Origin of the sequence: Amycolatopsis alkalitolerans (genome assembly GCF_006152065.1) — a bacterium.
GTDB classification, from domain to species: Bacteria; Actinomycetota; Actinomycetes; order Mycobacteriales; family Pseudonocardiaceae; genus Amycolatopsis_E; species Amycolatopsis_E alkalitolerans.
Genome location: NZ_VDFW01000016.1, coordinates 73,783 through 95,408, shown reverse-complemented (window position 1 = coordinate 95,408; position 21,626 = coordinate 73,783). Strand labels below are relative to the sequence as shown.

19 protein-coding genes are annotated in these 21,626 nt (G+C 70.5%); 11 read left to right on the top strand and 8 right to left on the bottom strand.

The genetic code is table 11. From position 1 onward, the window contains the following. Nucleotides 1–58 precede the first annotated feature (58 nt). Nucleotides 59–1,003, top strand: coding sequence for a LysR family transcriptional regulator (locus FG385_RS19100; protein WP_139098118.1), 945 nt, complete (start codon nucleotides 59–61; stop codon nucleotides 1,001–1,003). Here the strand turns inward: FG385_RS19100 and FG385_RS19095 are convergent. After that, a complete protein-coding gene (locus FG385_RS19095; protein ID WP_139098117.1) occupies nucleotides 990–1,415 on the bottom strand; it encodes a PIN domain nuclease in 426 nt (141 codons plus the stop codon). The two genes, FG385_RS19100 and FG385_RS19095, sit on opposite strands and share 14 nt — an antisense overlap. 11 nt (nucleotides 1,416–1,426) lie before the next feature. Between FG385_RS19095 and FG385_RS19090 the strand changes: the two genes are divergently transcribed. From FG385_RS19090 to FG385_RS19075, 4 genes are all read left to right on the top strand, one after another. Beyond that, nucleotides 1,427–4,183 carry an SDR family NAD(P)-dependent oxidoreductase gene (locus FG385_RS19090; RefSeq protein ID WP_139098116.1) on the top strand — a complete coding sequence of 919 codons (2,757 nt, stop codon included), beginning with the start codon at nucleotides 1,427–1,429 and terminating at the stop codon, nucleotides 4,181–4,183. A gap of 70 nt (nucleotides 4,184–4,253) precedes the next feature. Beyond that, nucleotides 4,254–6,227, top strand: a complete 1,974-nt coding sequence (locus tag FG385_RS19085) for a beta-hydroxydecanoyl-ACP dehydratase (RefSeq protein ID WP_139098115.1) — start codon at nucleotides 4,254–4,256, stop codon at nucleotides 6,225–6,227. Continuing rightward, nucleotides 6,227–7,417, top strand: coding sequence for a cytochrome P450 (locus FG385_RS19080; protein WP_139098114.1), 1,191 nt, complete (start codon nucleotides 6,227–6,229; stop codon nucleotides 7,415–7,417). Before FG385_RS19085 ends, FG385_RS19080 begins: the two co-directional genes overlap by 1 nt. A 24-nt stretch (nucleotides 7,418–7,441) precedes the next feature. Continuing rightward, entirely contained in the window at nucleotides 7,442–8,650 is a 1,209-nt protein-coding gene (locus FG385_RS19075) for an MFS transporter (RefSeq protein WP_139098113.1), read from the top strand. Here the strand turns inward: FG385_RS19075 and FG385_RS19070 are convergent. From FG385_RS19070 to FG385_RS19050, 5 genes are read right to left on the bottom strand one after another with little or no spacing between them, the layout of a single operon-like run. Next, nucleotides 8,619–9,455: a carbohydrate ABC transporter permease gene (locus FG385_RS19070; RefSeq protein WP_139098112.1), complete on the bottom strand. Its 837-nt coding sequence runs from the start codon at nucleotides 9,453–9,455 to the stop codon at nucleotides 8,619–8,621. The genes FG385_RS19075 and FG385_RS19070 overlap by 32 nt on opposite strands. A gap of 12 nt (nucleotides 9,456–9,467) precedes the next feature. After that, nucleotides 9,468–10,406, bottom strand: coding sequence for a carbohydrate ABC transporter permease (locus FG385_RS19065; protein WP_139098111.1), 939 nt, complete (start codon nucleotides 10,404–10,406; stop codon nucleotides 9,468–9,470). A 4-nt stretch (nucleotides 10,407–10,410) separates the two neighbouring features. After that, nucleotides 10,411–11,268: a metallophosphoesterase gene (locus FG385_RS19060; RefSeq protein WP_139098110.1), complete on the bottom strand. Its 858-nt coding sequence runs from the start codon at nucleotides 11,266–11,268 to the stop codon at nucleotides 10,411–10,413. Further along, on the bottom strand, nucleotides 11,265–12,641 hold the full coding sequence (locus tag FG385_RS19055; RefSeq protein ID WP_139098109.1) for an ABC transporter substrate-binding protein: 1,377 nt from the start codon (nucleotides 12,639–12,641) through the stop codon (nucleotides 11,265–11,267). Before FG385_RS19055 ends, FG385_RS19060 begins: the two co-directional genes overlap by 4 nt. Beyond that, nucleotides 12,638–13,768, bottom strand: coding sequence for an ABC transporter ATP-binding protein (locus tag FG385_RS19050; protein WP_235022659.1), 1,131 nt, complete (start codon nucleotides 13,766–13,768; stop codon nucleotides 12,638–12,640). The genes FG385_RS19055 and FG385_RS19050 overlap by 4 nt, the downstream gene beginning before the upstream one ends. 145 nt (nucleotides 13,769–13,913) lie before the next feature. Between FG385_RS19050 and FG385_RS19045 the strand changes: the two genes are divergently transcribed. Further along, nucleotides 13,914–14,822: a PDR/VanB family oxidoreductase gene (locus FG385_RS19045; protein ID WP_139098108.1), complete on the top strand. Its 909-nt coding sequence runs from the start codon at nucleotides 13,914–13,916 to the stop codon at nucleotides 14,820–14,822. A gap of 151 nt (nucleotides 14,823–14,973) precedes the next feature. Next, nucleotides 14,974–15,786, top strand: coding sequence for an MBL fold metallo-hydrolase (locus tag FG385_RS19040; protein ID WP_139098107.1), 813 nt, complete (start codon nucleotides 14,974–14,976; stop codon nucleotides 15,784–15,786). 58 nt (nucleotides 15,787–15,844) lie between these two features. Here FG385_RS19040 and FG385_RS19035 read toward each other — a convergent pair whose 3' ends face one another. Continuing rightward, a complete protein-coding gene (locus FG385_RS19035) occupies nucleotides 15,845–17,263 on the bottom strand; it encodes an AAA-type ATPase lid domain-containing protein (protein ID WP_139098106.1) in 1,419 nt (472 codons plus the stop codon). Nucleotides 17,264–17,442: 179 nt separating this feature from the next. On the opposite strand from FG385_RS19035, the gene FG385_RS19030 reads away from it, so the two are divergent. From FG385_RS19030 to FG385_RS19020, 3 genes are read left to right on the top strand one after another with little or no spacing between them, the layout of a single operon-like run. Further along, nucleotides 17,443–18,441, top strand: coding sequence for an amidohydrolase family protein (locus FG385_RS19030; RefSeq protein ID WP_139098105.1), 999 nt, complete (start codon nucleotides 17,443–17,445; stop codon nucleotides 18,439–18,441). A gap of 1 nt (nucleotide 18,442) precedes the next feature. Beyond that, nucleotides 18,443–19,171: an iron-sulfur cluster assembly protein gene (locus FG385_RS19025; protein WP_139098104.1), complete on the top strand. Its 729-nt coding sequence runs from the start codon at nucleotides 18,443–18,445 to the stop codon at nucleotides 19,169–19,171. Then, nucleotides 19,168–20,193 carry an NAD(P)-dependent alcohol dehydrogenase gene (locus FG385_RS19020; protein WP_139098103.1) on the top strand — a complete coding sequence of 342 codons (1,026 nt, stop codon included), beginning with the start codon at nucleotides 19,168–19,170 and terminating at the stop codon, nucleotides 20,191–20,193. The genes FG385_RS19025 and FG385_RS19020 overlap by 4 nt, the downstream gene beginning before the upstream one ends. A gap of 4 nt (nucleotides 20,194–20,197) precedes the next feature. Here FG385_RS19020 and FG385_RS19015 read toward each other — a convergent pair whose 3' ends face one another. Then, nucleotides 20,198–20,983: a methyltransferase gene (locus tag FG385_RS19015; protein ID WP_139098102.1), complete on the bottom strand. Its 786-nt coding sequence runs from the start codon at nucleotides 20,981–20,983 to the stop codon at nucleotides 20,198–20,200. 47 nt (nucleotides 20,984–21,030) lie between these two features. On the opposite strand from FG385_RS19015, the gene FG385_RS19010 reads away from it, so the two are divergent. Then, nucleotides 21,031–21,603: a TetR/AcrR family transcriptional regulator gene (locus tag FG385_RS19010; RefSeq protein ID WP_235022657.1), complete on the top strand. Its 573-nt coding sequence runs from the start codon at nucleotides 21,031–21,033 to the stop codon at nucleotides 21,601–21,603. Nucleotides 21,604–21,626 lie beyond the last annotated feature (23 nt).

Genomic DNA, 21,626 nt, shown 5'->3' with positions numbered 1-21,626 from the left:
GGTTCACCGGCTGTTCGCCGGAGTAGGTGAGGCTGGGGCCCGAGCCGGGAGGACGGACATGGAGTTCAGGCATCTGGTGTCATTCCTCGCGATCGCCGAGGAGCTGCATTTCGGCCGGGCGGCCGCGCGACTGCACCTGACCCAGCCCTCACTCAGCCAGCAGCTGCAGCGCCTCGAACGCACGCTGGGCGTGGAACTCGTCGCGCGCACGTCGCACGAGGTGCGGCTGACCTCGGCCGGCCGGGCCTTCGAAGTCGAGGCGCGCGCGATCGTTACGCAGATGGACAAGGCCGCGCTGTCCGCGCGCGAGGCCGCGGCCGGCCGCACCGGCACGGTAAGAGTGGGCTACAACTTCCCCGCCGGCCAGCACATCCTGCCCGCCACGCTCGCGCGGATGCACGCCGAACTGCCGGACGTGACGGTCCGGCTGGAGGAGAAGCGCACCGGACCGCAACTGCAGGCGCTCGCGGACGGTGACCTGGACATCGCCCTGGTCTACGGCCGCCCGGTGACCAGCGACTTCCAGTACCGGCGGCTGCTGCGGCTGCCGATGGTCGCGGTCGTCGGGCCGGGCCACAAGTGGGCGGGGCGGCCGGGCGTGCCGTTCGCGGAACTGGCGCAGCACCCGTGCATCCTGTTCGGCCGCGAGCAGTGCCCGGCGATGTACGACGCGATCCTGTCGGCGGCCGAGCGCACCGGGATCCGGCTCAACGTCGCGCATGTCGTCGACGACCCGGGCGCGACCGGCATCCTCGTCTCGGTCAAACCACTGGTCGGGTTCGCCTCGGCGTCCCGGGGCGTGCTCGCGGGCGCGGCGGCCGGCGGAGTGCGGCCGGTACCGGTCCCGCTCTACAACCCGGTCCCGATGATCGACCTGTACGTCGTCTGGCGGGACGGCGAACCGAACCGCCTGCAGGCGGCCTTCCTCGACTGCATCGACGCCGTCGGCCCGTTCGAAGGGCCCGGCGCCGAGCCGAGGGCCGCGGAGGTCAAGTCGGCTTAGCAAGCCTTTCGACCGGCTGGTTCGTGAGCTGCGCGATGAGGTCGAAGTGCTTGTCGAGGTGGAGCACGGTGAGCCCGGCCAGTTCCGCGGTGGCCGCGATGAGTAGATCGGGGATCGACGGCGCGCGGTGCTGGCCGCGCTCGGCCAGCAGCATGAGCACGTCGACGGCGCGGTCCTCGATGGCGGGCGTCAGGTACTCCACCGGCAGGTGAGACAGGGGAGGGCGACGCAGACCGCCACGGATGTCTTCCGCTGAGCGGGCGGAGTAGCCGACCTCGAGAAGGGTGATGCTGGTGACGTGCACGAGGCCGCGTTCGATGCGGGCGGCCCATTCACCCGCATCGGGGCTCGCGCCCAGCAGGGCCAGCGCGGACTTGTCGATGAGCCAATGGGTGGACCTCCTCGTGGTCACGTCCAGGCCTGATGCATCACATCGGGGTCGGCGAGGTCGGCGAACGTGCGGGTGAAACGCTGAAGGTCGTCGGCGGTCACACCGGATGCGGACCGTTGCGGACGTTGAACGACATCGTCGGGTTCATCGGTGGTGGGTCGGGTCCGGTTGGGCCGGATGTGCGGTCGGTGTTGGTGGAGGTGGTGTCGGAGAAGACGGGGTATCCGCCGGAGATGGTGGATCTGTCGATGGATTTGGAGGCGGATCTGGGGGTCGATTCGATCAAGCGGGTGCAGATTCTGGGTGCGTTGCGGGACCGCGTGGACGGTGTTCCGGCGGTAGGACCCGAGCAAGCCGCGGAGTTGCGGACGTTGAATGACATCGTCGGGTTCATCGGCGGAACCACCGAAACACCGGCGCCCGCCCCCGAGCAGCCTGTGCTCCAGCAGATCGAGTTGGTCCGGCTTCCCGCGATCGACCGCCTCGAACAGCCTTACCGCGACGGGAAAACAGCACTCGTCATCGACCACGGGGAGCCGTCCGCGACGGTGCTCGCCGCGACGCTCGAGCAGCGCGGCTGGGTCGTGCACCGGGTCAGCGCCGGCCAGAAGGACGCGCCGCTGTCCACATGGGACGGAGACGAGATCAGCGCGAGCCTCGCGGAAGCCCCGGCCGGGCTCGACCTCTGCCTGACCGTTCTGCCCGCCGGAGACCACTGGCAAACGGGCGCGCGCAGGCTGGCCGACACCATCCTCACCGCCAAGCTCGTCCACGATCGCCTCACCGCTGATGGCCGCGCCGCGTTCGTGACCGTCACCCGTATCGACGGCGCGCTCGGCCACCGTGGCGACCGTCCGGCGGCCGCGTCCCTGGTCGGTGGCATCGGCGGGCTGGCGAAGACCCTGGCCCAGGAGGCACCCCGCCTGTTCTGCCGGGCACTCGACCTCGCCCCCGAACTCACCGACGAGGACCTGGCCGAGGCCGTCCTCGCCGAACTCGACGACGCCGCCACCGACGCTCGCGAGGTCGCGATCGACGCCGACCGCACTCGCTGGACCGTCCGGCCCCGCGCCATCGAAAACGCCGAAACCACCGACTCGACGATCACCGGGGACGACGTGCTCGTCGTGACCGGCGGCGCCCGCGGCGTGACCGCCCGCTGCGTCCGCGAACTGGCCGGGCGCGGCGCCTGCGAGTTCATCCTGCTCGGCCGAACGGAACTCACCGAGGAACCGGACTGGGCAACCGGCGTCGCCGACGACGAAATCAAGGCCGCGGCGATCACCGGCCTGCCCGGGCAGAAGCCGAAGGACATCGACCGGATCGTCCGTGATCTGCGGGCACAGCGGGAGATCCGGGCGACCATTTCGGCGACCGGCGCACAGTACCTGACCGTCGACGTGACCGACGCCGAAGCGACCAGGAAGGCGCTGGAACCAATCCGCGAGCGCGTCACCGGACTCGTGCACGGCGCCGGTGCGCTCGCCGACGCCCTGCTTCCGGCCAAGACACCGGCCGATATCCGCACCGTACTCGCGACCAAAGTGGACGGTCTGCTCAACGTCGCCACCGCGCTCGACGGGACCAGGCTGCGTCACGTCATCCTGTTCGGCTCGGTCGCGGGCGTGCTCGGCAATCCGGGCCAGGCCGACTACGCCGTCGCGAACGAGGCGGTCAACCGGATCGGGATCAGCTGGAAGCGCGAGCGCCCGGCGAGTCAGGTGACCACGATCAACTGGGGCGCCTGGGACGGCGGTATGGTCACCCCCGAACTCCGGGACGTGTTCCTCGCCCGCGGCGTGGCACTGCTCGGGATGGACACCGGGGCGCGCCTGTTCGCCGACCAGCTCACCCGAGCCCGCGCCGACGACGTCTCGGTCCTGGCCGGCCCGCCGGTGCCGCTCGCCCCGCCCGCGGTGCCCAGCGGGACGGCCGCGTTCACCGCGCACCGGGACCTCGGCGCGACCGCGACCGACCCGGTCGTCCTCGATCACCGGGTCGGCCGGTTCCCGGTGTTCCCGGCGGCGGCCGGGCTGGGCTGGGCGATCAACGTGCTGGAGCGGGCGAACGCCGGGCTCCGCGTGATCGAATGCTCGGGATTCGAGGTCCTGAAGGGAATCGTCTACGACGGCACCCATGAGTGTGACTACTGGCTCGACGTGGACAGCGGCACACTCGCCGGCGGGCGGCTCACCGTCAAGGCCTGGATCCGCAGCGCCGAAGCCGGCCGGACGCCGTCACACTTCGCCGGCACCTTCGTGCTCGCGCCCGAACCGCCGCCCGCACCGCGAGGCAACGGGTACGTGCTCGGCGACGGGGAAGAGGACGGGCTCGAGGTCTACCGCAGCGCGACGCTGTTCCACGGCCCGCTACTGCAGGGCATCCGCCGCGTCCTCCGGCGTGAAGAACGGCTCTTCGTGGCGGAATGCCGGCTGCCGGACACGCCGATCGCCCAGGGCCAGTTCGCGAGCGCGTTGCACAGCCCGGTGCTGTCGGACGTGGTGATCCAGGTGGGCTCGCTGCTCGGCGTGTGGTTCATGGAGTCTGGCTGCCTGCCGCTGAGCATTGGCCGCATCGAGTACTTCGCGCCGCTGCCCGGTGACCGCCCGTTCGTCGCCGAGGCAGGTGAGCTGCGCACGAACTCCGACCGGACCCAGGTCACCGTGACCGTCACCGCGAGCGATCCGGACGGCCGGGTGCTGCAGCGGTACCAGGATCTGTCCGTGATCGCGACCCCCGAGATGACCGCCAAGTTCGCCGAAGCCGTGCGGCTGCGGGAGGACCGATGACCGAAAATCGCGAAGCCGCTTATCGGGGCCGACCGGGTGCGGGCGCCCCGCAGGACACAGAGGAGAACCGATGACAGCGCAACTCGACGCGCTCGACTTCACCGGGGAGCCGTTCGACGCCCTCGCCTGGACCGTGGCGGAACTCGACGAACCCGCACCCCGTCGGGACGACGTGATTTCCGGGCTCCTGCACGAGTTCCGCACCAGCCTGATCGCGGCGCACACCTCCGCGATGACCGTGCAGACCGGGCTGCAGCGGCACCGGCTCACGAGCGTCACACCGCCGACTGAGCCGCGCCGCCGCGTCCGGACCCCCGAGCCCGCCTCCACCATGAGCGCCTTCAAAGCGCTCGCCCGGACGCCCGTCACCTCACTGGACGAAAACGCACTCGCGGAACTCGGCCACGGCGCGATCGCGAACGTGTTCGGCGCCGCCTACGACCAGGAGGGCGCCAACCCGGCGATCCACCTCACCGCGTCCGACCACGGCGCGCTCACCGCGGTCCGGGACATCGACCGGCACGCCGGCCCCTGGCACCGGGGCAGGCTGCACGCGGCGTACCGCGCCTACGACGAGGGGACCACCGCCGCGGAAGAGGTCGTGGTGCAGGCGGCCCAGGTGTTCGCGATGCACGCCGGCCTGCACCTGTGCCTCTCCGGAGCGCGCTTCGAAACCACCGGCGAGCGCGAAACCGGGCTCATCCAGTCCATTGTGGGCGATGGCGAGCTGACGCTCGACGTCATGGAGATCGACCTGATCCCGCGCCCGTGGCTGCGGGTCACCGCCGAACTTCGCCGCGACGGCGCTCTTGTGGCCCGCGTGAACGACCTCACCGTGGGCATCCGCGAGGAGCCCGGGCTCCCGATCGGTCCGGAGACCGGCGGCGTGATCCCCCGGTTCTTCGGTCGCCGCAACGGATTCGGCCAGCGCGCACTGCTCGGTGAGTTCCACATGACCCACAGTGCCCGCGGGGACCTGGACATCGCGCTGGGGCCCGAGTTCGCCCGGTACGCGGGCCGCCGCGCCACCCGGATGCCCAACCACGGGCTGCAGCTGTGCGACCGGGTCATGGCGGTGGAGGGCGAGCGCGGCAAGCTCACCGGCGGCACCGGCCACACCGAGTACGACTCACCCGCGGATTCCTGGTACTACGCCGAAACCGCGAACGCCTCCATGCCCAACGTCGTCCACATGGAGACCTCGCTGCAGTCCGCGCTGCTGCTCGGCTACTTCCTCGGCGCGACGCTGACCGCGCCGGAGGAGGACTACAGCCTGCGCAATCTCGACGGGACCGCGACCGTACTGCGCGAGGTCGATCTGCGGGACAAGACGATCCAGCAGACCAGCCGCCTGCTGGGCACCACCGTGCTCGTCGGTGCGGTGCTGCAGTCGTTCTCCTACGAGCTTTCCGTGGACGGGGAACCGTTCTACGCGGGGGAGTCGCTGTTCGGCTTCTTCAACGAAACCGCGCTGGCCAACCAGAACGGACTCGACAACGGCGCGTATGTGCCGCCCTGGCTGGAGACCAACCGCGCCACGACACGCACCATCGACGTCGCCACGCGGCGCGAAACCGGCGTGCTCTGCTCGCGCGGGCACCTGGCCTTGCTGGACTCCGTCACCGTCGTCGACGGTGGCGGCAAGCACGGCGAGGGGTATCTGCACGCCGTGCGCCCGATCCGGGCGGACGACTGGTTCTTCGCCTACCACTTCCATCTCGATCCGGTGATGCCCGGCTCGCTCGGGGTGGAGGCGGTGATCCAGGCGATGCAGGAGTGGGCGATCGACGCCGGACTGGCCGGCGACCTCGACGAACCGGAGTTCGTGCTCCCGGCGAACCTGCCGATGTCGTGGCGCTACCGCGGGCAGATCCTGGCCGAGGACCGCGAGATGACCCTCGAAGTGCACATCAAGAGCGTCGAGCGCCGGCCCGGCCGCGTCCGGGTCGCCGGCGAGGCGAGCGTGTGGAAACCGGGCATGCGGATCTACGAACTGGACGACATCGCCGTCGAGCTACGGGAACGGCACGGAAAGGACCGATGATGACTACCGGAACACAGCAGCCGCCCCTGTTCGCCCGGCGTGACGGCTTCGATCCGCTCCCGGAGCTGGAACGCCTTCGCGCGGAACGCCCGGTGACCAAAGTGGACTATCACTGGGGCGTGCAGACGTGGCTGGTCACGCGGTACGAGGACGTGCGGATGATCCTCGGCGACCACAAGCGGTTCACCAGCGCCCCGCCGCCCTACTTCGCGGGCGCCGGGGACGGATCGTCCGGTGTGGACGGTACCGGCTGGTTCATCGTCTACAACCCGCCGGCGCACACCCGGCTGCGCCGGATGCTTGCCGCGGAGTTCACCAAGCGGCGGCTCGCCCGGCTCGAGCCGCGGATCGAGGCCACGGTGACCGGGCACCTCGACGAGATGGAGCGGACCGGCGCGCCCGCGGAGCTGGTGAGCCAGTTCGCGCTGCGGCTGCCGATGCTCGTGATCTGCGAGCTGTTCGGGGTGCCGTTCGAGGGCCGCACCAAGCTGCTGCCGCTCAGCTCGAAGTTCACCGACTTCTCCCTTCCCGTCGACGAGCGGAAGGCGGCCACCGAGCGCGCCGGCGAGATCATGGTGGAGTTCGTCCGCCAGCAGCGCGCCGACCCCGGTGAGGGCATGCTGGGCATGCTGATCCGCGAGCACGGCGACGAACTCACCGACCGCGAGCTCGCCGGTGTCGCCGACCTCATGGTGCAGGCCGGGTACGAGACCACGATGTCGATGCTGTCGCTGGGCACGCTCGTGCTGTTGCGCCACCCCGAGCACGTCCCCCTGCTGTTCGGCGGTGACCAGCAGCTCGAGCAGGTGATCGAGGAGCTGCTGCGCTACCTGTCGATCACGCACAACCTGTTCCCCCGGATCGCGCAGGAGGACGTCACGATCTCCGGGCAGCCCGTCAAGGCCGGGGAACTGCTGATGTGCTCGCCGCCGATCGCCAACCGCGACGAGCAGCTGGGCGAGGGAATGGACAGCTTCGACCCGGCCCGCAAACCCGGCGCCCATCTTGCCTTCGGGCACGGGATTCACCACTGCATCGGCGCTCCGCTGGCCCGCCTCGAGCTGCGGATGGCGCTGCCCGCCCTGTTCCGCCGGTTCCCCGGCCTGCGGCTCGCCGTGCCGTTCGAGGAGATCGCGTGGCGCCCCAACACCAACTTCTACGGACTCGACTCGCTCCCGGTCGCCTGGTGACCGACTGACCTTCTTGGGGGTTCGATGACATCCAACACGACCGCCGCGCCCGCACGGCCGGCCGTCAGCTGGCTGCCGGTGGTCATGCTGGCGCTGGGCGCGTTCTGCGCGGGCACGGACAACTACCTGATCGCCGGGATCCTGTCGGACATGTCGCGGGATCTGCATATGCCGGTCGCGGCTGGTGGCCTGTTCGTCACCGCCTACTCGCTCGCGTACGCGGTCGGTTCGCCGGTCGTGCTGACCCTGGTGCGGGTCCGTTCGCCACGGCGGCTGTTGCTGGCCGCGATCGCCGCGTTCGTCGTGGTCAACCTGCTCGCCGCCGTCGCGTGGGCGCCCTGGGTGATGACGGTGGCGCGGATCGTGGCCGGCTGCCTCGCCGGGCTCTACAGCCCGCTGGCGGCGGCGGCCGCCGCCGGCATGGTGCCCGCCCACCGGCGCGGGCGTGCGCTGGCCATCGTGATGGGCGGGATCTCGGTCGCCACACTGGCCGGAGTGCCGATCGGGGTGTGGATCGCGCACCTGTGGTCCTGGCGGACGGCGTTCGTGTTCGTGGCCGCGCTCGCGGTGGTCGCCACGGCCGGCATCGCGCTGAGCGTCACGGCAAGCGGTGCCGCGCCGAGCGCTTCCTTCCGGCAGCGGGTGGCGCCGCTTCGCCGGCCGGCGGTCCTGCTCGCGCTGGTCGTGACGATCGCGGGAATGTGCGCCGGGCTCATGGTCTATACCTATGTGGAGCCGATCTTCGCCGCGGCTCCCGCCGTGGGGGCCGGTGCCGTCGGCGCGCTGATCATGGCGCACGGTTTCGGCGCGCTCATCGGGCTCGGCTTCGGCAGTTCGCTGGTGGACCGGTTCGGCTCACGGCCGGTGCTGCTGGGCACCCTGACCGTGTTCACCGCGGATATGGCGCTGCTCCCGCTCGCCTCGCACACGCTGGTGACGACGTTCGCGTTCGTGTTCGTCTGGGGTGTGGTCGGCTGGGCCTTCCTGCCGGCCCAGCAGCACAGCATGATCGCCGACGCGCCGCCCGAACAGCCCCCGATGCTGCTGTCGCTCAACGGTTCCGCGATGTACTTCGGCATCGCGCTCGGCTCCGCGATCGGTGGCGCGGTCATCGCGGGCCTTGGCGCCGGCCGGATCTGGACGTTCGCCACCGCGTTCGCGGCGGTTGCGGTGCTGCTGTCGCTCGTGCGGCACACCCGCGTCACTTCAGGCCGGAGCGGACGAAGGCGCTGACGACGTGCCGGCGCAGCACCAGGTACAGCACGAGGATGGGCAGGCAGGCCAGGCCGGCGACGGCCATCAGCGGCCCCCAGAGGGTGCCCTCGCTGATCAGGAAGCTGCGCAGGCCGAGCTGCAGGACGTTGTTGCTGCGCTGCAGGACCAGCGCCGGCCAGAAGTACTCGTTCCAGGCCGTCACGAACAGCAGGATGGTCAGCGCGGCGAGCGGGGCGCGCAGGTTCGGCACCACGACGGTCCACAAGGTACGCCAGGACGAGCGCCCGTCCATCGTCGCCGCCTCCAGCAGCTCCTTGGGGAAGCCGTCGAGGTGCTGGCGCAGCAGGATCACGCCGAGCGCCGAGCAGACGTTGGGGACGATGACGCCTGCCAGCGTGTTCAGCAGGCCCAGCTGCAGGAGCAGCACGTAGTTGGGCAGCATTGTCACCTGGAACGGAACCAGCCAGGTGCCCACGAAAGCCAGGTAGCACAACCGTTTGAACCGGAACTGCCAGGCGGCGAACGCGTAGGCCGCGAGCAGCCCGGTGAAGAGCTGGCCCAGCGCGGTCAGCAAGGCGACGAGAGCCGTGTTGAGCAGCAGGTGGGGCAGGTCGACCAGTCCGATCGCGTCGGTGTAGTTCTGCACCGACAGCGGCCACGGGATCGGTGACAGCGACAGCACCTGATCGGGCCGCCGCAGGGAGGTGGCGTAGAGCCAGTAGATCGGGAACACGCAGAGCACGCCGAGCAGGCCGAGCACGAGGTGGCCGGGCAGAGCCCGCCATCGCGAGCCCGCCCCGGCGGGAACGGTTACAGCATCCATTGTGGACAATTCCTAATCGTCATGGATCGTCAGTTTCTCGCCGAGTAGGACGAGGCCCGCCGCGATGGCGCCGAACACCACGAACAGCAGGATTCCGGCGGCCGTGCTCAGGCCGGCGTCGAAGCTCTGGAAGCTGTACTGCCACAGCAGGTAGTAGACGTTGGTCGTGGCGCCGGACGGGCCGCCCTGGGTGATCGTGTCGATCAGCGGGAACGTCCACTGTGCCGAGAGCAGGATGGTCATCAGCACCAGGAACACGAGCGTGGGGGACAGCAGCGGCAAGGTGATCCACCGGCTGATCTGGCCACGGGAGGCGCCGTCGATCATGGCCGCCTCGGTGTAGTCGTGGTTGATGTTCGACAGGCCCGCGGCCACCACGAGCACCGCGAAGCCCAGCAGGTACCACCCGGTCATCACGATGATCGCGCCCAGCGCCCATTTGCTGTCGTGCAGCCAGTTCACGTGTGTGCCCAGCACCCGGTTGACGATCCCGCCGCTGGGATCGAGCAGCCATTGCCAGACCGTCGCGCTCGCCACGGGCGGGACCAGGAACGGCAGGAACACCAGCGCCTGGTACACCGAGCGGGCGCGGCCCCGGATGCGTTGCGTCAGCAGGCCGACGGCCACCGGCACCACGACGGTGAACAGCAGCAGGCCGGCGATGATCAGCAGGGTGCGCAGCACCGACTGGCCCACGGCCGGCAGCGCGAACAGGCGCCGGTAGTTGTCCAGCCCCGCCGGCGTCATCGGCTGGGTGGGCAGGAGGTTCCATGAGTAGAACGACAGCTGCGCGGTCTGCACGAGCGGGCGGTAGGTCCAGATCACCAGCAGCGCCAGCGACGGGGCCAGGTACAGATAGGGCGACACGGCGCGCAGCAGGCGCCGCGGCACCGGCGGCCGCGCCACGCGGGGTGGCGCGATGACAGCCGGTGCCGGTACCTCGACGAACATCTTCTCACTCGTCCTGGAAGAACTTCTCGATGGCGTGGCGCACTGTCGCGTCCCTTTCGTTGTCGTACACCAGCGGAGCGTCGCCGATCTCGACCGCGGTGGCGACGAAGACGCCGTCGATCAGGTCGATCCGGCTGATCCCCGCGCCCACCCGGCCCCGCAGCCGGTTCGGCGGCGGCAACGGGTCGCAGCGGTAGGCGAGCGCGGGCGAGACCCACACCGGGATCCGGGCCAGCGCCCCGCATCCGGTGTGATGCGCGTGCCCGGTGACGATCATCCGGACGTCGCTGCCCGCCAGCGCGGCGGCCAGGTCCCCGGCGTCGTGCAGCCGCAACAGATGCGCCGACGGCACGGGCGAGGGCAGCGGTGGATGGTGGATCACCAGGATGCTGCCCCGAGGCGACGGGCTCGCCAGCCGCGCGCGCAACCACTCCAGCTGACCGGGTTCGAGCCTGCCGTCGGGCCGGCCCGGCGTGCTGCTGTCCAGCACGAGGATCCGCACGCCCTCGATCCAGTGCACCGAGTCCACCGGGCCCACCGCGTCCGAAGTGGACAGTAGCTCCGCGCGGAAGGCCGCCCGCTCGTCGTGGTTGCCCATCGCGTAGACGATGTCCGCGCCGAGCTTTTCCGCGGCCGGGGCCAGCGCCGACGCCAGCCGGCGGTAAGCCTCCGGTTTCCCGTTGTCCGCCAGGTCGCCGGTGAGCAGCAGGCCGTGCACCCGCGTGCCGGACGACAGCACTGTGGCGAGCGCGGCCTCCAGCGTGGCGTAGGTGTCCACGGTGTCGTGCATCCGCTCGCCGGCCGCACCCAGATGCGTGTCGCTGAACTGGATCAGGGTCAGTTCCGGGACCGGGGCGGTCACTTGGCCGGCACCAGCGAGGCCACCTGCTGCTTCGCCGCGGTGAGCGACGCCTGCGGGTCGGCGCCCTGGTACACGGACTTCTCGACCGCGTCCATCATCGCGTCGCGGATCTGCTGGAAGTTGGTGCCGGGGAAGGCGACCCACGGCTCGACCCGCGACAGCTGGTCCACATTGGGCTTGATCAGCGGGTTCTTGGCCGCCCACGGCTGCAGATGCGCCGGGTCGTTCAGCAGGCCGAGCCGCAGCGGCAGGTAGCCGATCTTGCTGGTGATGGTGTCGTAGGCCTGCGGGCTGGTCAGGAACTTGATCAGGTCCCACGCGGCGCGTTGTTTGGCCGGGTCCTTGGAGAAGACGTACAGCGCGGCACCGGAGTTGGTCGGCACCGTCGGCTGCCCGCCGAAGCTGGGCATCGGGGCGGCGCGCAGCTCCCAGTTCGCGCCCTTGGCGCCCTTGAGGTACCCACCCTGCGCGGCGCTGCTCTCCAGCATCATGCCGAGGTCACCGCGGGGCATCTCGTTGGTGGCCTGCAGCTGGCTGAGCTTGGGCGTCGCGCCCGCGTTCACCATGTCCTGCATCTTCTTGACGACCTGCGTGACCTGCGGCTGGTCGAAGGTCAGCTGGGTGCGATCGGGCGAGAGGACGCGGCCGCCGTTGGAGCGCACCAGGCTCTGGAAGCACCAGTCGCTCGCGGACCGGGTCAGGCAGTCGGCGTAGGCGCCGTCCTTGCCGGTGGCCTGCTTGATCTTCTGACCGTCGGCCAGCACCTCGTCCCAGGTTTTCGGCGGGTCGTCCGGGTTCAGCCCGGCCTGCCGGAAGAGGGTCGCGTTGTAGTAGAGCACGGGCGTGGACAGCACGAACGGCACGCCGTAGGTCTTGCCGTGGTAGTCGCCGATGGTGCGGATCGCCTGCGCGTAGGGGAACTGCCCGCCGAACTCGCCGTCGAGCTCGCTCTTGCCGACCAGATCGGGCAGCGGCTGCGCGCCGAGCTGGTTGACGGCGAAGTCGAGGGTGTCGAACCCGAGCTGGGCCACGTCCGGCGGGTTGCCCGCGGCGATCTCCGTCTGCACGCTGGCCGTGGAGTTGTGCGCGGGGTTCGGGTCGCTTCCGGTCGGCTTCTGCGGGGTCACCTTGATGTTCGGGTACTTCTTCTCGAACTGGCCGATGAGCTCGTTGAAGGTGTCCGTCCAGGTGCCGGCCAGGCCGAAGTTGTAGCTTTCGAACACGATCGACACCTGCTGGCCGGGCGCCAGCTCCGGGGCCTTGGCGACGGTGCCCGGCGAGTTCGCCGACGGGGTGCCGACCCCGCAGGCGGAGGCGCCGAACAGCACGGCCAGGGCGACGATGCCCCCGGCACGTGAACGTGTGGTGATCATGCAGGTACTCCTTGCTGTTCCGGTTCTTCGTTGGGACGGGACGGAGCGGGGTCGTCCTGCCAGACCAGGCGACGGCCGCCGGCAGGGCTGAACAGGTGCAGGTGTTCCGGTTCGGCCGCGAGGCCGACCGTGTCGCCGGGCGCGAGGCCGAGCGGGCGCGGGCCGCGGACCGCGAGCCGGGCGGGCCCGACCTCGCAGTAGGCGATCTCCTCGGCGCCGAGGTTCTCCACCAGCCGGACCACCCCGTGCAGGCCGGGCCGGGGATCGTGCGGGCGCAGGTGCTCGGGCCGGATGCCCAGCACGACCTCGGTTTCGCCGACGTCGCCGATCGTCTCGAGCGGGAGGTCGATTCCGGGCGCGGTGGCGAAGAGCATCCGCCCGCGGCTGGAGACGCGGGCGTGCAGCAGGTTCATCGGTGGTGAGCCGAGGAACCCGGCGACGAAGGTCGAAGCCGGTTCGTCGTAGACCTCGGTGGGCGTGCCGACCTGCTCGAGCCGGCCGTCGTTGAGGATCGCGATGCGGGTGGCCATGGTCATCGCCTCCACCTGGTCGTGGGTGACGTAGACGAAGGTCGTGCGCAAGCGGCGGTGCAGCTCGACGAGCTCGTACCGGGTGGACGCCCGGAGCTTGGCGTCCAGATTGGACAGCGGTTCGTCCAGCAGGAACGCGGCCGGGTCGCGCACGAGCGCCCGGCCGAGCGCGACACGCTGGCGCTGCCCGCCGGACAGCTCACGCGGGCGCCGCCGCAGCAGTCCGGCCAGTTCGAGCGTGCGTGCGACCTCGGCGACCTTCCGGTCGATGTCCGCGCGACCGGCGCGGCGCGCACGCAGCGGGAAGCCGATGTTCCGCTCCACCGACAGGTGCGGGTAGAGCGCGTAGCTCTGGAACACCATCGCCAGGTCGCGGTCGCGCGGCGGGACGTGCGTGATGTCCCGGCCGTCGAGTTCGAGCCCGCCGGAGTCCAGCGGGGTGAGCCCGGCGACGGCGCGCAGCAGCGTCGACTTGCCGCATCCGCTCGGGCCGAGCAGCACCAGGAACTCGCCGTCGGCGATGTCGAGGCTCACCCCGTCCACCGCGGTGACGGCGCCGAACCGCTTGGTCGCCGCGCGAATCCGGATCTCACCCACCGGGCATCCTTTCGATCGGTCTTGTCCGCGCTGGAATCCCAGCACGGCGGCGTGCGCGGGCGAGGAACCATAGAAAACGCATGCCGTTCGATCGGCAGAACTAATCGGGACACCGCGCGGCGCCGCCCGTGGCCACATTGGGGACGTGCGAGAGGTATTGGTGACCGCGAAGACCACTGAGGCCGAGGGCGTGGTGTCGTTCGAGCTGTCCGGCGAAGGGCTGCCGGGCTGGACGCCGGGTGCCCATATCGACCTGGCGATCCGGGCCGGGCTCACCCGGCAGTACTCGCTGTGCGGCGATCCGGCGGATCGCGGGCGCTGGCGGATCGCGGTGCTGCGTGAGGAGCCCGGCCGCGGCGGCTCCCGCCATCTGCACGACGTGGTCGAACCCGGTGACACGCTCAGCGCCGGCGAGCCGCGCAACAACTTCCCGCTCGTGCCCGCGCCCGGTTATGTGTTCGTGGCCGGCGGCATCGGCATCACCCCGCTGCTGCCGATGATCCGCGAGGCCGAGCGCGACGGTGCGGATTGGACGCTGTACTACGGCGGCAGGCGGCGCGCACGGATGGCGTTCACCGCCGAACTGGCCCGCTACGGCGACCGGGTCCGGCTCCTGCCGGAGGACGAGCACGGTCTGCTGCCGCTCGCCGGAATCCTCGCCGGTTCGGCGTACCCGGTGTACTGCTGCGGCCCCGAACCACTGCTCGCCGCCACGGAACGCGCCTGCCCGCCCGAACGCCTGCGGCTCGAACGGTTCCACCCGCGCGAGACCGATCCGGCGCCCGAGCGGGAGTTCGAAGTCGAGGCTTCCGCATCCGGGCGCACGGTCCGGGTGGCGCCGGGAGAGTCCATTTTGGATGCGCTGGACGCGGCCGCGGTGCCGGTGCCGTCTTCGTGCCGCGAGGGCACCTGCGGGACGTGCGAAACCCTGGTCATCGACGGGGAAGTCGAGCACCGCGACTCCGTGCTGAGCGAACCGGAGCGCGCCGAGGGCAAAACCATGATGGTGTGCGTTTCGCGGGCTCGTTCGGCTCGGCTGGTGCTCGATCTCTGACTCGATAGGCACGGCGAATCGCTCGTTTGGTCTTGACCGCGCGAAGCTCCGCCGGATCGATTTTCCAGGCATAGTGCCAGAAAGCCAGCGCGGGCTACCGGTCGCCGGGGTGCGCGCGGACAGGGTAACGACGGCAGATCGGAAGGCACGTATGCGGCTCACTGTTCTCGGCTGTCGGTCCGGTATGCCGGCCGACGGGCAAGCGAGCTCCGGGTATCTAGTGGAAACCGCCTCGGCGCAGATCCTCCTGGACTGCGGACCCGGGATCGCGACCGCGCTGTCCGCGGTCACGGACGCGACGCTGCTGGACGCGATCGTCGTCAGCCACCTGCACGCGGACCACTGCTACGATCTGCTGCCGATCGGGAAGTCCCTGCTGAGCGCGACGATGACCTATCCAGGCGGTCCCGCGGCGCGCGTGGACGAGATGCGGGCGGTGCCGCTGCTCGTGCCGGCGGGTGCGCGCGAGCTGTTCACCCGCTGGGCCGCGCTGTTCCCGGTGACCACGATCCCGTTGCTGGACAAGGCTTTCGAGCGCGCCTTCGACGTGCGCGAGTACGAACCGGGTGAGGTGTTCGAGATCGGTGACGCCACGATCGGCGTGCACGAGTTGCGTCACGTCCTGCCGAACTGCGGGATCCGGGTCGAGGCCGGGGGAGCGGCGCTCGCCTACACCGGGGACACCGGGACGACCGACGCGGCGGTGAAACTCGCCGCGGACGCGGACCTGTTGCTGGCGGAAGCCACCCTCAGCCACCCCGACCGCACCGAGCACGGCCACCTGTGCGGCGGCGACGCGGGCCGCATCGCGGCGCGAGCCGGGGTGCGCGAACTGGCGCTGACGCATTTCTCGTGCACCGAACGGCATTGGCTGCGGCATCTGCGCGATGAGGCCGCGTCGGAGTTCGACGGACCGGTCCGGATGGTCCGCGCCGGGGAGCGCCTCACCGTCGGGAATGGTTAGTCAGGGCGTGCCGGCGAGCAGTTCCGCGGTGAGTCGTCGGCCCGCCCGCCGCGCCGTTTCACCGGCCGGGCATCGTGATGTCGTAGTGCGCGATCTTCCGGTAGATCGTCGCGCGGCTCATGCCGAGCAGCGAACTCGCCTCGGCGATGCTCGCGCCCTGCGCCAGGCACCGCACGATCTCGTCGCGTTCGATCGTCTCGATGCGCGTCAGGCGCCGGGTCGCGCCCGTGAAGACCTCCGGGGCGAGGTGCCGCGTGTCGATCACGTCGGCGCGCGCCGCCGCCTGGCGCACCACTTCGCGCAGTTGCCGCACGTTCCCCGGCCACTGGTACGCGGTCAGCGCCCGCGCCGCCGCGGGGGAGAATTCCCGTTGCCTGGCGAAATACCGGGCCAGCGGCAGCACGTCGTCCGGCCGGTACCGCAGCGCTGGTACTTCCACGACCGTGTCCACGAGTTCGGCGAGCGGCTCCGGGATCTCGCCGGGGTCCTCGGCGGTCACCGCGAACGGTGCCGGCGCCGCCGGGAGCGCCGCCGGGAGCGCCGCCGACAGCACCGGCAGCAGCTCTCCGGCGGCCGACGCCGGCAGCGCGTCCACCCCCGAGATGATCACGCACGTGTCCGTCTTGCCCACCTCGGGCGCCCACAACGCGAGCCACGCGCCCGCGTCCCGCGGCGCCGGCGGCCGCGCGTTGAGCACCCGTTCGCGGGACCGCACCGACCGCCGCGCCAGTGACGCGAGCGCCGTCTTGCCCGCGCCGGCCTCGCCGACGACGGCCACCACGCGTCCGGACCGCATCGCCTGCGTGGCCTCGTCCAGCGCGTTCTCCCAGCCGGCGGACAGCCGCGGCCCGTCGTCGCGCAGCCGGTCGGCGTACACCCGGAACACCTCGCCACGCGGCGCGGGCCGTGGCCGGCGCCCGCTGCCGCGGGCCATCATCAGCGCCGACGTGTTGCCCGCCGCGGCCTGCGCGAGCGCGAGCAGCAGCTCTTTCGACGAGTCCGACCAGGTGGTCAGGTTGACGCTGCCCAGCAGGGCCCCGCTGGCCGGGTCGAGCACCGGCGCCGCCGCGCAGGTGTAGCCCCAGAGCCCCGAGCAGTAGTGCTGCTGGGCGCTGACCAGCGATGGCGCGCGGTCGGCGAGCGCGAGCCCGAGGCCGTTGGTGCCGGCGTTGCGTTCGGAGTAGGAGAAGCCCGGCGCGAGATGGACGCCGTCCAGCGAACGCAGGATGCCGCTGTCCCCGCACAGCCGGCTGAGCACGAGGCCTTCGCTGTCGGTGAGCATCAGGCTGACCGGCTCGTTCGCGAGCGTCTCGTGCAGGCCGCGCAGCACCTCGTCCCCGCATTCGAAGAACAGCGACGCGTCGTCGACGCTGCCGGTGAACACGGGCTGCACCTCGTCCACCGGGGCGCCGTACCGCTCGCTGCGCCGCCAGGACGCGCGCAGCCGCGCGGGTACCGCGATCTCACCGCTTTCCATCGTCACCTCCCAGGACGCGCCGTTGCGGCCTGTCGATCACGGTACCGGCCACCGGCGGGCGGCCTCGTTACTCACTTGTCTCAAATTGAGACGGCCGCGGCCCCCGCGCCCGCCGCCCGGTGCCTAGCGTCGGGCCCGGCACGTGCCACCGCAGTCACGCAACGCTGGAGAGGATTCCCGTGTACACCAAGGACGGCGAGCAGTACTTCATCGTCGACGCGCATATCGCCCTGTGGGATGCCAGGCCGGAGAACCAGCTCAACATCCACGGCAAGCAGTTCATCGACTGTTTCTACGACTACCACCGCAACCTCAGCCCGGAGTCCGAGGTCTGGCCCTACGAGGAGTACCTCCACCAGGGCGGCGAGCGCCTGATGAAGGATCTGTTCGAGGACGGGTACGTCGATCACGCGGTGTTCCAGCCCGCGCGGCTGGGGGAGTTCTACCGCACCGGTTTCGGGCAGACCGAAGAGGCGTTCGCGCTGGCGCGGCGGTATCCGGACAAACTGACCTACAACCACAATTTCGACCCGCGCTTCGGTGAGGCGGGGCTGAAGCAGTTGCGCCACGACGCCGAACGCTTCGGTCTCAAGGGGGTCAAGCTCTACACCGCCGAATGGCACGGCGACTCGCGGGGCTACCAGCTCGACGACCCGTGGACCTACCGGTACCTGGAAGCCTGCCAGGAACTGGGGATCAGGAACATCCACGTCCACAAAGGACCGACGATCCGCCCGCTGGACCGCGACGCGTTCGACGTCGCGGACGTGGACAAGGCCGCGACCGACTTCACCGAGCTCAACTTCGTGGTCGAGCACTGCGGACTGCCGCGGCTGGAGGACTTCTGCTGGATCGCCACGCAGGAGCCGAACGTGCACGCGGGCCTCGCCGTCGCGATCCCGTTCATCCACACCCGCCCGCGCTACTTCGCGCAGATCATCGGTGAGCTGCTGTACTGGCTGGACGAGGACCGGATCCAGTTCTCCAGCGACTACGCCCTGTGGACGCCGCGCTGGCTCGTGGAGACGTTCGTCGACTTCCAGATCCCCGAGGACATGACCGAGTACGCGCCGCTGACCACCGCGCAGAAGAAGAAGATCCTCGGGCTGAACGCGGCGAAGATGTACGACATCCCGGTCCCCGAGGCGCTGCGGCTCCCGGACATACAGGCCGCGTGAGATGTCCGATCTCGTAGCGAAAGCGCGGAAAGCGCTTGACGCGGTATATGACCCGGAGCTCGACGAACCGATCACGGATCTGGGGTTCGTCCGTTCGGTCGAGCACGCCGGAGCTGAGCTGACCGTCCACTTGAGACTGCCGACCTCGTTCTGCTCGCCCAGCTTCGCCTACCTGATGGCCTCCGACGCGAAGGACGTGCTGTCGGGGCTCGGCGCGCGGGTGACGGTGGTGCTCGACGACCACCACGACTCGGAGGTGATCAACCGTGGTCTCGCCGCCGACGCGGGCTATCGCGGAACCTTCGGGCACGAGGCCGAAACCGGTCTCGACGAGCTGCGGCTGACCTTCCGCCGCAAGGCGCATACGGCGGCGATGGAGCGCGCGCTCACGCGGTACCTGCGCGCGCATCCGGAGCTGCCCGAGGAGGATCTGCACGATCTCACGCTGCGGGACCTGCCGGACGGCGGCGCGACCCGCGCCCTGCTGCGGCGGCGCGAGGCGCTGGGCCTGAGCACGGATCCCGCCTCGCCGGTGCTGGCCGACGACCACGGAAACCCGTACCCGCGCGAGGACGTCCCGCGGCGGCTGCGCTTCGCCCGTTCCGTCCGGATTTCGGTCGACGGCAACGCGCATTTCTGCCGCGGGCTGCTGCGCACCCGCTATCCCGACTCCGCGCCGGACCAGGGCCCGCGCGCGGCCGATTCCCTGCTGGAGGGCAAAGCGTCATGAAAGCGATCCAGGTCGTGGGCTACCACGAGAAGCCGCGGCAGGCCGAGGTTCCGGCGCCGGAGGTGACCGGCCCGTTCGACGTCGTCGTGAAGATCGGCGGAGCCGGGGTGTGCCGCACCGATCTGCACATCCTGGAAGGGCAGTGGGCGGAGAAGTCCGGGGTCACGCTGCCCTACACGATCGGCCACGAGAACGCGGGCTGGGTGCACGCGGCCGGCGGTGCGGTGACGAACGTGGCCGTGGGCGACAAGGTGATCGTGCACCCGCTGATGACCTGCGGGCTGTGCCGCGCCTGCCGTTCGGGCGATGACGTCCACTGCGAGCAGAGCCAGTTCCCGGGGATCGACACCGCGGGCGGCTACGCCGAATATCTGAAGACCTCGGCGCGAAGCGTGGTGAAGATCGACGACTCGCTCGAGCCCGCCGACGTCGCGGCGCTGGCCGACGCCGGCCTCACCGCGTATCACGCGGCGGCGAAGGCCGCGCGCACACTGCGTCCCGGGCACCGCTGTGTGGTGATCGGGGCCGGGGGACTCGGGCATATCGGCATCCAGGTGCTCAAGGCGATCACCGCCGCCGACCTGATCGTCGTCGACCGCAATCCGGACGCGGTCAAGCTCGCGACGGCGATCGGCGCGGATCACGGGGTGGTGGCCGGCGGCGACCACGTCGACGAGGTGCTGGAGCTGACCGGCGGGCACGGCGCGGAGACCGTGCTCGACTTCGTCGGCGAGGGCGGCGCGACCAGGGACGGGGTCGCGATGCTGCGCCGCGCCGGTGACTACCACGTCGTCGGCTATGGCGAGAACATCGACGTCCCGACGATCGACATCATCTCGACCGAGATCAACTTCATCGGCAACCTGGTGGGCAGCTACAACGACCTGTGCGAGCTGATGGTGCTGGCCGCGCGCGGGCTGGTGAAGCTGCACACCACGAAGTACCCGCTGGAGGAGTTCCAGGCAGCGCTCGACGATCTGGACGCCGGCCGGATCCGGGGCCGCGCGATCCTCGTGCCCTGACCGCTCAGGCGGGGTCCTTGCGCCCGACGAGATGGAAGACCCGGCTGAGCCCGCGGTACGGGTCTCGCCGGCTGGCTTCGAGTTCGACCGCGGCGACGTCCCGCGAATCCGCCGGGTCCAGTTCCGCTCCGCCGAATTCGAGCCAGTCGACGAACAGCCATACCCCGTACCAGCGCACGGGCCGCACGCCGCCACCGCGGATGAGCTCGCCGAGTTCTTCCACGGTGTCGGCCCGGCCCGAAACCCCGAGCACCCCGATCCCGGTTCTGGTGTCGAACGCGGCCAGCGCGTCCTTCCACCGCCGCTCCAGCGCCGGTTGCACCGCCGTCGCCCTCGCGTTGCCGGTCATGATCGAGACGAGGCCGCCGGGCGCGGCGCATCGGCACAGCTGGGCGACCAGCGGCTCCGGATCCGCCAGGTACCCGAGCACGCCATGGCACAGCACGGCGGCGAAGCGCCGGCCGTCCACCGCCTCGTCGGCGTTCTCCCCGTCGGCCCGCACGAACCGGACCCGCAGCCGGACGTCGGCGGGCAGCCGTTCGAGCCGTTGCCGCGCCTTGTCCAGCATCGCCGGTGACGAGTCGAGCACCGTCACGTCGTAACCGGCCTGTGCCAGCGGGAACGACTGGTTACCGGCACCGCCGCCGACGTCGAGCACCGGCGCCGGAGGCGGCGGCAGATGCTCCAGCAGGTGCTGGTGCAGCACGTAGGTGCGCACAAACCCCTTCACCGAGGCATAAGCCTCGTCGACGAAGCGATCGGCCAGACCGGCCCAGATGTCGTCGCTCACCGGACCACGATAACAGTTGGTGGTTAGTAACCAGTAACCTGAATGGCATGGCTGGGCGGATGAGCGGACCCGAGCGGCGGTCCCAGGTGCTGGGGATCGCCGCCGCCGAGTTCGCGGATCACGGACTGCACGGCGCGTCGATCGAGGCGGTCGCGCGCGAGGCCGGCATCACGCAGGCTTACGTGTTCCGCATGTTCGGGACGAAGAAGGCGCTGTTCCTGGAACTCGTCGGGGCCGCCTTCGACAGTTTCAGCGACGGGATGGCACAAGCCGCCGGGGAAGCCCGGGGCCTCGACGCGCTGACGCTGATGGGCGCGCGGTACTACGAGTCCCTCGCGGATCGCACCACCCTCCTCCTGCAACTGCAGGGCTTCGCCGCCTGCGGCGACAGCGAAGTCCGCGATCTGGTGCGGACGCGGGTCGCCCGCATGTGGGACGCCGTCGCGGAGACGACCGGTCTGGACCCCGTGACGGTGAAGTCGTTCCTCGCCTTCGGCATGCTTCTCAACAATGTGGCCGCGCTCGATGCCGGCGAAGTCAGCGAACCGTGGGCCGAGGGAGTGCGCACGCGGATCCATCCGGGACTGTTCGAGCACATCACCACCGCCACCAACCGGTGACCTTTTCCTCTGTGGCCGCCGAT